General features: G+C 48.5%; 10 protein-coding genes. 6 read left to right on the forward strand and 4 right to left on the reverse strand.

Annotated features, from left to right (window positions below; genetic code table 11):
- On the reverse strand, positions 1-2390 hold a 2390-nt coding region (locus NZ772_06425; protein ID MCS6813190.1), incomplete at its 3' end, for an IMS domain-containing protein.
- Positions 2391-2637: 247 nt separating this feature from the next.
- Between NZ772_06425 and pdhA the strand changes: the two genes are divergently transcribed.
- Both pdhA and chlP read left to right on the forward strand, forming a co-directional pair.
- A complete protein-coding gene (gene pdhA, locus NZ772_06430; GenBank protein ID MCS6813191.1) occupies positions 2638-3666 on the forward strand; it encodes a pyruvate dehydrogenase (acetyl-transferring) E1 component subunit alpha in 1029 nt (342 codons plus the stop codon).
- 268 nt (positions 3667-3934) lie between these two features.
- The gene (gene chlP, locus NZ772_06435) at positions 3935-5158 is read left to right on the forward strand and encodes a geranylgeranyl reductase (GenBank protein ID MCS6813192.1); all 1224 of its coding nucleotides are present in this window, start codon (positions 3935-3937) and stop codon (positions 5156-5158) included.
- Between the two features lie 431 nt (positions 5159-5589).
- Here chlP and NZ772_06440 read toward each other — a convergent pair whose 3' ends face one another.
- Entirely contained in the window at positions 5590-5811 is a 222-nt protein-coding gene (locus NZ772_06440) for a hypothetical protein (GenBank protein MCS6813193.1), read from the reverse strand.
- A gap of 187 nt (positions 5812-5998) precedes the next feature.
- Here NZ772_06440 and NZ772_06445 point away from each other — a divergent pair, with 187 nt between their 5' ends.
- The gene (locus NZ772_06445) at positions 5999-6277 is read left to right on the forward strand and encodes a hypothetical protein (protein MCS6813194.1); all 279 of its coding nucleotides are present in this window, start codon (positions 5999-6001) and stop codon (positions 6275-6277) included.
- A gap of 27 nt (positions 6278-6304) precedes the next feature.
- Here NZ772_06445 and NZ772_06450 read toward each other — a convergent pair whose 3' ends face one another.
- The gene (locus tag NZ772_06450) at positions 6305-8575 is read right to left on the reverse strand and encodes a GAF domain-containing protein (protein ID MCS6813195.1); all 2271 of its coding nucleotides are present in this window, start codon (positions 8573-8575) and stop codon (positions 6305-6307) included.
- A 308-nt stretch (positions 8576-8883) separates the two neighbouring features.
- A complete protein-coding gene (locus tag NZ772_06455; protein ID MCS6813196.1) occupies positions 8884-9318 on the reverse strand; it encodes a DUF1824 family protein in 435 nt (144 codons plus the stop codon).
- A gap of 326 nt (positions 9319-9644) precedes the next feature.
- On the opposite strand from NZ772_06455, the gene NZ772_06460 reads away from it, so the two are divergent.
- The 3 genes from NZ772_06460 to NZ772_06470 all read left to right on the forward strand — a co-directional run.
- The gene (locus NZ772_06460) at positions 9645-9932 is read left to right on the forward strand and encodes a (2Fe-2S) ferredoxin domain-containing protein (protein ID MCS6813197.1); all 288 of its coding nucleotides are present in this window, start codon (positions 9645-9647) and stop codon (positions 9930-9932) included.
- Positions 9933-10115: 183 nt separating this feature from the next.
- Complete coding sequence (locus NZ772_06465) at positions 10116-10457, forward strand: (2Fe-2S)-binding protein (GenBank protein MCS6813198.1); 342 nt, start codon at positions 10116-10118, stop codon at positions 10455-10457.
- 10 nt (positions 10458-10467) lie between these two features.
- On the forward strand, positions 10468-10924 hold a 457-nt coding region (locus tag NZ772_06470), incomplete at its 3' end, for a hypothetical protein (protein ID MCS6813199.1).

Consider the following 10924-nt stretch of genomic DNA (forward strand, 5'->3'; position numbering starts at 1 on the left):
TCTTGAAAGAACTGTACCGCCTCTCGCACTTCCGCTGTGACGATCGCCTGACTAGGATTATCTTGGCTAATCTGTAAGTCACTCACAGACTTCACCTCATGGGTAAACCGCCCATGTACATTATTTGCCTGAGCCTCTTCTGCCTGCGATTGCCATTGTGACAGCATAGGCTCAGCTAGAACCTTTGCTAGAGCATCAATGTTATGACTACTACCCATAGCGTCCGCCTTAGCAGCCAGCCAAGCACTCACCACAGCTTTAGCGCTCTCTGGTGTCAAGGGATCAGCACCTAACAGCGGGCTTGGCGACGGTTTTACAGTGGCGCTAGCAGGGGAATTACCAGGCACAGCCACCGAAGACTGCTCAGGCATGATGGGTGAGCGCACCGATTGCCGAGTGGCCTGTAACGGCTGAAACACTCTAGAACCTAACAGCCAAACAATGACAACCCCTAAAGCAGTGCCTAAAAGCAGAAATAAGCTACGTCGAAACCGCAGCGATCGAGGATGACGCAATGACTGCGCATTGGCAGCAGCCACTGCTGACCGAAGTCTATGGCCACTCTCTCCTGCATGGTCAGAAGAGATGCTCACATCTGGCCGATCGGAGACTGTGGTTGATGAGGTTGCCGTTGTAGTAGGCGTAATTGGTAAATCACTAGATACATCAGCGTTAGCATAGCTGGCAGCACCATTGGGAGCAGTAGCATAGGGGACTGACGGCTGAGTTGAGTGAACGGGTGAAGGAGGTAAATCAACTACAGGCGGTGGACTTGCTGGTATTGATGTCTTGTGATAACTAACCCTGTCAGCGCCTACCGGCGAATAGGAGCGACTTTGATCAGGAGTACTATCTTTGCCCAACGAGGAACTAGACGTTTCATCATCCCAGGTTGACTCTAGTCTTGAAGTAAATGCTCCAGATGAGAGAGTTGACGCAGTCACCACTGAGGAATAACCGTCCCTAGCGGTGGTTGCACTTGATACCTTTGGCTGCAATGGAAGAGTAGCACCAACGTTGTCTGTAAAAGCTGACGGCTCTAACGATGAACTAGATTTACTGTTAGCTGCATAGAGTTGAGTTGAATCCAAACCTCCTGGGGGTGGCAGAGCATCACTATCAGCAGGCAACTCTTCCAGATAGATCTGGACTCGTTCATCAGCAAAATAGTCCTTTAAGGATGCCTGCCGCCCAGCTAAGTCACGAAAATGAGGAAAGACCTCCTCTTGGAGCCAGTATTCCGTGTAGAGACACAGACCTGGGAGCAAATCAGGTGACCCTTGGGAATGCTCACGAATAAATGCCAGCGAACTCGAATCTTGACTCTCTTCTAAGGCCTGCGTAGCTTCTTCGGTCTGCCCCAACAACATCGTACAAATAGCCATTTCCAAGTAAACATCTTGGCGAACAGCCAGACGTTGCAAAATAACCTTTGCCCGACGAATAAGAGCAGGTTGCAACTCAGCGAACCCTCTGGCAATTAGGGCATAAACAGCTAGATAGCTGGCAACGGCTGACGGACGACGAGACTCAGCCTCAAATAAGAGTTGCTGTTCGGCGGCAGTCAGGTAGGTGCGAAGTTGCTGAATAAACAAGAGAAAATCATTCATTTCTAAGCCTGACTGGTCATCGCCATGGCCATCGATCCCCTTGCGCTCATTCAGCATGGAACGCAACAACTGTAGCCCATGCTCACGTTCAGCCTTATTTTCTTCTGGTAACGCTACTAGCTCCAACACTCGATAGGGACGCAGGTTATAGAGTTCCGTTTGAATGTTCTGTTGAATTGCAGGAAACAAATTTTCTTGCGTTAACAGGGTTTGACCAATTTCTAGGGCAGCAGCAGCTTGTTCATATTGCTGATGTTGCCATCGTTCTCGACCCAGTTCTAGGCAGGCTAGAGCAACACTGAGCACAGTGTCTGGAATACCTGAGTGAGTGTCTCCTAGGTAGCGACTACGTAGTCTATCTGTCACATTTCTAAGTCGATGTTGCCCTAAAGTGACGACTTGCTCGTATTCCCCTAGCTCCAACAAAATCACCAGGGCACCGACTAGTTGATCCGCGGGAATATCGATCGCCAGCGTATGTGCCTCAGAGTCATCCAACGTGTGAGCCAAAACATCCGCAGATCTAGCTCTATTGCCCGTGCCCCCACCTGACTCATAGGTTTTTGCCAACAGTGCACGATCGTAAAGATGGCGCTGCTCTGGATGAGATAATGTTCTGTAAGCCTCATCCAGCAAAGCCTTACGTGCAGTAATAGCGACTTCAGAATACTCAGGTCGCAGACACTGGCTAACACGATTATTATACGCTTGTTCTAGCTGATCCACAGTCGCTTGGATCGGTACGCCTAGAATTCGGTAGTAGTCTAAAGAAATGCGCACAACTAACGTCCTATTAGCAGCACTGAATCCAACCCATCATAACCAACCCACTATAGCTGGTAATTTTAGTTGGTAATTTGGCAGTAATTCATCCTATTACCCAGTATCGGCACCTTTTACTGAACCTAACTAAAAATCTTCAAAATCATATAAGTTTATATAAGCTTTCACAACTAGTATCTATTGAGCCTGCTTGATTGTAGTAAAGGCGCTTAGGATTGGCAACATAACGCGAGCTTAGAACAGCATGGTTAACGAGAGAACCTTACCAGTAATGTCTACACCGATCGCCCCCTTAACCAAGGAAGAAGGGCTGATCCTTTACGAAGATATGGTGCTAGGCCGGATGTTTGAAGACAAGTGCGCTGAAATGTATTACCGAGGCAAAATGTTTGGTTTCGTGCACTTGTATAACGGCCAGGAAGCAGTGTCTACAGGCGTAATCAAGTCAATGCGGCCCGATGATTACGTGTGCAGCACCTATCGGGATCACGTTCATGCCCTGAGTTGCGGCGTGCCTGCCCGTGAAGTATTAGCCGAGTTATTTGGCAAAGCGACAGGGTGTAGTAAGGGGCGTGGTGGTTCTATGCACCTGTTTTCTGCCGAGCACAATCTGTTGGGTGGATTTGCCTTTGTGGCAGAGGGCATTCCTGTGGCATTGGGAGCTGCCTTTCAAACTCGCTATCGGCGGGAAGCTATGAACGATGCTGGCGCTGATCAGGTAACAGCGTGTTTCTTTGGGGACGGTGCTGCTAACAATGGACAATTTTTTGAATGCCTGAATATGGCAGTACTGTGGAAGTTGCCTATTATTTTTGTTGTGGAAAACAATAAGTGGGCGATCGGCATGGCCCATGAACGGGCAACATCGGTACCAGAAATCTACCGTAAAGCGGCTGCCTTTGGAATGCCCGGGTATGAGGTTGATGGCATGGATGTGCTAGCAGTGCGCACACTTGCCCAAGAAGCCATTGCTCGTGCCCGCGCAGGTGAGGGGCCAACCCTGATTGAAGCGCTAACCTATCGCTTTCGGGGGCATTCCTTGGCAGATCCCGATGAGTTGCGATCCAAGCAAGAGAAAGAATTTTGGTTTGCCCGTGACCCCATCAAGAAGCTAGCTACCTACCTGTTAGACAAGCAGTTGGCTACCCAGGACGATTTAGCTGCGATTGAGCAAAAAATCCAAGCTGTGATCGATGATGCAGTAGAGTTTGCTGAAACCAGCCCAGAGCCAGATCCTAGTGAGCTATATCGCTATGTGATGGCAGAAGACTAATTCACTTACAAAACTCCTGCTAGACCTATCGCCTGAACGTGGCTAGTTGTCTCATATTAGCTATTGACAGGCCCTAGGAATTGGTATCGATCATCTGTAGCGATAGACCTCAAGTTAACTAGAAGGCAAAGTGTGTAGAGTAGTCACTCAGGATTTTTTTATATTTGTTTACACTAATATTAAGCTCTGTTAGCATCGTTCCGTGAGGGTTTCAACAGCGTGATACCATCCAAACTATTCATAACTAAACGATTGGGAGATATTGCTTGTGTCGCTAAGGGTTGCTGTTGTAGGCTCAGGACCAGCCGGTTCCTCTGCGGCTGAAACACTAGTCAAAGCTGGAATTGAAACCTATCTGTTTGAACGTAAGCTAGATAATGCTAAGCCCTGTGGTGGCGCGATTCCGCTGTGCATGGTGAGCGAGTTTGACCTGCCCGCAGAAATTATTGATCGGCGTGTCACCAAAATGAAGATGATCTCGCCGTCTAACATCGAAGTCAACATTGGTCAAACTCTTCGGCCTAACGAATATATCGGCATGTGTCGTCGAGAAGTGTTAGATGGATTCTTGCGCAATCGAGCAGCCAAGCTAGGAGCTACCCTGATCAACGGTACAGTCCACGCCTTGGATTTGCCCACCAGCAGCAGCGAACCCTACACCCTGCACTATGCTGACCATTCCAATGGCACTCTGGAAGGAGTTGCCAAGACTCTCAAAGTGGATGTGGTAATTGGTGCTGACGGCGCTAACTCTCGCATTGCCAAGGCTATTAACGCTGGGGACTATAACTACGCGATCGCCTTCCAGGAGCGGATTCGCTTACCCGAAGACAAAATGGCCTACTATGAGAACTTGGCGGAGATGTACGTTGGTGATGATGTGTCGCCTGACTTTTACGCTTGGGTCTTCCCGAAATACGATCACGTGGCCGTTGGTACTGGCACCATGCACAAGAATAAGCTGCTGATTAAACAACTTCAGGCAGGCATTCGGGCACGAGCAGCAAAGCGACTCGAAGGCGGCACCATCATTAAGGTAGAGGCACATCCCATTCCTGAACATCCTCGTCCTCGTCGTGTTGTGGGTCGAGTCGCCCTTGTTGGTGATGCTGCTGGCACCGTGACAAAATCTTCTGGTGAAGGTATCTATTTTGCTGCTAAGTCTGCTCGCATGTGCGCTGAGGCGATCGTTGAGTTCTCTAACAATGGTCAACGAGTTCCGACAGAGAGTGAGTTAAAGCAATATGTCACTCGCTGGGATCGTCAGTATGGCATGACCTACAAGGTACTGGATCTCCTACAAACAGTCTTTTATCGGTCTGATGCTACCCGTGAAGCGTTTGTAGAAATGTGTGCTGACATTGATGTGCAGAAGCTAACCTTTGACAGCTACCTATACAAAACCGTTGTGCCTGCTAGTCCACTAACTCAGTTAAAGATTACGGCTAAAACCATCGGCAGTCTGTTACGTGGTAATGCCCTAGCACCTTAAAATTGCTAGCTCCCTTTCAGTCTGCTTATACCGATAGACAATCCTCCTCATGTTCTCTGGCACAGGGAGGATTGCATCTTCTTGTAGTTCACAAACCAGTTAAGACGTTTGCAGTGAGGACTTAATACCAATTCTCCAAAAGCTAGCTCCATAACCCATTAGTTCGTATTAGTTCGTAGTAAGGACTTAAGTCCTTACTACAAGCTATCTGTAGCCGTAGTACGGGAAAAGGGTACAGGTTCTCATTAGAAGTCTCAATAGTGCCTGTATCTTTTCCCCCTCAAGTGTCGTAAGGCATCAATAGGCTTAAAATACACTACTCTGTGAACTCGGTCTGTAAGCCAGGTCTGCGAACAAGGATTGAGCCGAGAGTTGTAGTCACAAGGGCTACGTAATATCAGCGACATGACCTTGAAAGTGCTGGCAACCATTTACACAACGATATTGGAAATGTCGTCAACAATTTTTAGCCTGCCGCGTCGAACAGCGTGAAACAGCCGATCAATGGTTTGGCAGTCTTCAGCACTGACTTCATCCTCTAGTAGTGCCGCCATCAAGCCATAGCGGTCGGCAAGCGTGATTTTACCAGTAGATGTAACCTGGGCAAACAGCTCAGGCATAGCATTGGGTAAAAGTCGAATCTCTACCATAATTGACTCGCAACTACAAAAGGAACCTAATCTAATTCAGAAACTCTGAAACTCTATGTCTCTCTATGTCTTTAGTATTCCTGACGTTAGCGCTGAGCGTAGTGACCGTAAGGTTACTGTCTAAGTGATGTTTCTAAGCGTGAGGGGTGACTCCCATCACAAGCTATGCTACTGACTAAGGCTAGGGATCATGCCGCTTGTCAACCGTTTGATGGCGATCGCAACAACGCTAAAGTATTGCAGCCTACTGCAGAGAATTTCAGCCATTTTTACTTACTGCTGGAAATTGTTACCCCAAAAAGCGATTGCGCGTACCCTCCCACCCTGGTTCCAAGCCTTGCAGCGTTACTTGCAGGGGATCATCGAGTTTCTAGGTGCAACGAATGGTGTCAGTGCGTTGGGCAATCACTTCACCCCAGCTTGGCAAGGTGATAGGTGGTTATGTTGCCAGCAGAGCCAGCACCCATAATCATGTATCCGTCATGAGTGTTCCTAGTTATGGGGTTACGGGCGAATAGTTGGGGCGATCGGGCAGGAGAATCGTAAACTTGACCCAACCTGCCTGACTTTCTACGTGAATAGAACCACCTAAACGAGTCATCAACTTTTTGACTAAAGCTAGACCCAGCCCTGTACCCCCATATTTCCACGGGTCGGCATTGGGAATGCGATAAAACTTCTCAAAAATTCGAGACTGTTCCTCCACAGAAATTTCAGTACCTGTGTTGGTCACGGCAATCTGGAAAAGACGCAACGACGAAGAGGGTGCTACTGAGGGTGATAATGCATTGATAGTCAAGTTTTTCTCTTCTTCACTCATTATCCGGCAACTAACGCGAATTTCTGCCTCCGCAGGACTGTATTTGCAGGCATTGGTGACCAGTTCTGTGAGTACCCGCTCTAGGCTGCTGAGGTCAACGGTAATAGATGGTAAGTCTGGCTCAATGTGAACTTGCAGGGTTTGATTTTGGGCTTGAATTCGCTGCTCAAATGATTCCAATAGATGGGGGATCCACGCTTGCAGTTGAATAGTGGTTGGCGTCAGTGCTTCTGTACCAGCTTCCAGTTGTTGCAAATCCAGCAAATCGCTAATGAGAGAAATTTCTCGTTGGCACTCATCCCGCAAAATCTTGAGGTACTGTTCAATTTGCTGAGCTTCAGACAGTTGTCCACTAATCTTCTGGAAGATAATTTCTAGCATTTGGATTGCCAAATTAATGCTAGATAAGGGAGTTCGGAGTTCATGGGAAACAGTACTCACAAAGTCTTCTTTGAGTTGGTTCAGGCGTTTGAGTTCGTCAACCTGGGCTTGTACTGCCTTGTAGAGACGTGCTTGCCGAAGGGCGATTGCCCCTTGGTTGGCTACCTGCCGCACTAGTCGCACTTCCTGTTCACTAAAGGCTTCCCCGTTCAAGCGATAGAGCCAAAGATCGCCGATTACCCCTTGGTCATCTACGATTGGGCAGGCTAGGGTAGAGTTTTTAGCACCAAGGGGGCGCTCTGGGGTGTTGTTGACCCAACATTGTTGCAGGTCTTGTCCCTGTAAGAGCTGCTGATAGATTTCCGGGTAGTCAGCCATAGCAATCGTAGTGTTGATAGCTGAGGGGATGCCATGAATTGCTTCATACAAAATGGTGGATGTGCGGCGATCGTGGTCATACAATGCAGCATCACAGGAGTTAATATCTAGTCCATCGGCCAACTCTTCAACGGCTGTTGTCAAGATTTGAGCCTCGTCTAGGCTGTCACGCACCTTATCCGTAATTCGCTTTAATAGCGATTCAATACGCAATGCCTGTTGCAATTCAGCGGTGCGAGCCTGCACCTGCATTTCTAGGCTTGCGTTCAATTCTTGAAGCTGCCGATATAGCTCTGACTGCTTGATGGCGATCGCAACTTGATCGGCTAGTTGCCGCATTAGCTCGGCTTCCCAAGGCTGCCAGTGCCGAGGAGCTACACAGTGGTGAGCAATAATTAGCCCCCAAAGTTGCTCGTTGTGGAGAATGGGTACCACCAAGTTGGCACGAACCTGAAAGCGCTCTAAAGTCCTGATATGGCACGGACTCAGATCAGATGCATAGATATCATCAATAGCTCTAATTCGCCCCTGTTGATAGGGAACCAAGTAGGTATTCCGAAAACAGGGATCATCGATGTTTTCTCCCAAGGCAGAAACCCACGCGGGGGATACAGACTCTGCTACCACAGTGCCGCTCCAGTCGGGGTGAAATTGATAGATGACAACGCGATCGGTCTGAAGAAATTCTTGCACTTCGCGCACAGTGCTGCTTAGAATCCAGTCTAGGTCTAGCGACTGGCGGATGCGCCGAATAATGGTGGCAATTAGGCGCTCTCGATCAACTTGCTGGGGAGAATAGCCTATTTGAGGGGTATCCGTGAGTTCTCGGCAGATGTATAGCAATGATTGTCTCCAACCTTGGCTGCGCTGAATCGTGATAAGTAATTGGTGAGGGTTGCCACTGCTATCGAGAACAGTATGTCGTAACGATCGTGACACTGCACCCATAGTAGGCAGATTTTTGATGGATTGACCTAACAATGCAGAGATATGCCGCTGCCGATAAACTTGCTCAACAGAGTAGCCTAACAACCGCTCTACATTAGGGCTGACAAATTGCAGTTGGCCGTTGCCGGTGGTAATGAACACTAAATCCGCTGGTGTCGTGCTCATCAGTGAAAACAACATACCCTGATCTAGCCTTACGCCAAACAGCGATCGCAGCAGATACACTAATTGACTGATCATTTCATTAGGAACAGGTCGGGATCAACAGGGATAGTCAGGCTAAATGCAAAATTTTCAGGAATGATTACCTCCGGTTATACCTTTCATTACTATGGAAACACTGCTAACCAGCTCTTGGATAGAGAAGCTTCTAAATTCATGAAAGTTATACAATCTACTGGTCAACTATGAAGATGTGAAGAGGCAATGCCATCTATCCATCTCCAATGCATAACCGTACAGCTAGATGGTGAAACTGGTTGCAAACTACGCTGCTTAGTCTAACCTAGAAGCTAAAACCCTTGTGCTATGAGGCTTTGAGACGAAGCTTAACTGTCAGGTAGCCTGGTAAACAGGTCAAGCGGTAGATGACCGTAAGTTTCACTAATGCCATCAGCGTAGTAGGACTGGCAAGACACCAGCACGCCTCGATGGTTGCCAGGGTAGCTGTCTACGTAGCAAGTGCCTGAGTTAGGTTTGTACTTGATGTAGACAGTGCCCTGACGGGGCTGCAACGTAGGAACAGTGTCATAACCTAAAGCGGTCAAGAAACTGGTCAACGCTGCCATGCCTTGGTCAAAGGAGTCAGCACAAACACCAAAAATTTGGTAGTCCGACAGCTCTGTCACTAGCCTGAGTGCCTGCTGAACCTTTGCGCGGACAAGCAATCCATCTAAAGCTGATTGCCTAGTATGGTCAAGGCAGTCAAATTGCTTCAGTAACGCATGGGCTTCAGAAAATGTCAAGGCAGCGACTTCAGGCATCTATAATTTCACAATCACCATAGGTAATAATACTTTGAACTCATTGTGTTGAGCAAGTTGCTATGGTGGGCGAAAGCTGACGAGGGCTATTAGTCTATGTGTCTTTTTTGGGCTGTACCAGCGATCGACCCACGGCAATATTCTTGGTCTTTCAGCCAGCTTTAGGATAGCCCACTCTACAATAGGAATAGGGTGGATACCAACGTAGTCAGTGGAGATAGGGGAGATTTGGTACGCCAATAGGGCAACAGGTTTTTCCCAATGCAGCCATTCTGATTACTTGAGCATTCCCTGGAAGGGTGGTTATCAGCAGGGTTAGTCTGCTCATGAAGAATCAACAGATTGTTCGAGTTTGTCAACATACCACTTGCCAAAATAATGGCTCCAAAGCTACGTTGGCAGCCTTTTTAAGCCAGGCTCCAGCCGGAGTAGTGGTCACTGGCACTGACTGTTTGGGGCTTTGTAACATGGGGCCATCGGTCTATGTTGAGCCAGATAGCACGTGGTATTGTCGAGTGCGGGCGGAAGATGTGTCTACGATCGTCCAATGCCATCTGAATGATGGTCAGCCTGTCCAAGAGTTGCTCCATCCTCGCTATCATCCCCACTATTGAGACAGCTTGAGATAAATGCTTGAGCTAGTCACGGGTTTTGATCAGAGTCATGCCTGTAACTTAATACATGTGTTTTGATAGAATTCAGTTGTGCTGGTTGTAATCCATAGGCCAGTTGTCTCAATCTACTCATCCATTTGTCATTCATCTCGTTATTAATCTCGTAGTGTTCTAACTAGTGTTATGCCCCACGTAATTGCCCAAGGGCAGGTGATTTCATGTCCTTTAGGAGCTAATCTGCGGCAGGTGCTGCTCCAACATGGCGTTTCTGTGCATAATGGTGGTGCCCAGGTCATCAACTGTCGGGGACTGGGTACCTGTGGCACTTGTGCTGTGCAGGTAGAGGGAGATGTATCTGCACCTAACTGGCGCGATCGCACACGCCGATCGTTGCCACCCCATTCTCCCCACCGTAACCTGCGTCTTGCTTGTCAAACTAAGGTGCTAGGGTCTGTGCAGGTCACAAAATTTGATGGCTTCTGGGGACAAGGAACCTGCCCCGTATGGACTCCAACCCACTCATAAGGACTGAACCATGATCCGTATTGTTGTCAGTGTTGCAGCATTTGTGCTTGCGATTTTGCTAATCCTAGCGTCAGGTTTTCGTCTGCCATTCCGGAGTAGTAATCAACCTACGTCTAACCAGTCTCGGTCTGGTTCCCCTGGGTTGCTTGATCGCCTATTGAACCGTAACAGACCTTCACCCCAACAGTCACCCCCTGCGGCTACGGGCTTCAGCACAGGAACGAATAACCAAGCGCAGCCCGGTAACCAAGGAACTGCTTCACCAACTCAGATTGCTCCGTTGAATGCACCACAACCTGCTAACCCTAGAGCTGACCTTGCCCCTAGTCCCACTATTCCGCCTGGGACTGTGCCGTCTGGCGTTCCTGCTGGCAGTCAAGATTATAGTGCTCAGATAACGGGTACTGGTAGTCGCGGTACAGGAGCAGATCGTCCTCCATCCACCCCTAATACCTCGGCGGGGCCTT

The sequence above is a fragment of the Cyanobacteriota bacterium genome (assembly GCA_025054735.1).
GTDB lineage: Bacteria > Cyanobacteriota > Cyanobacteriia > SKYG9 > SKYG9 > SKYG9.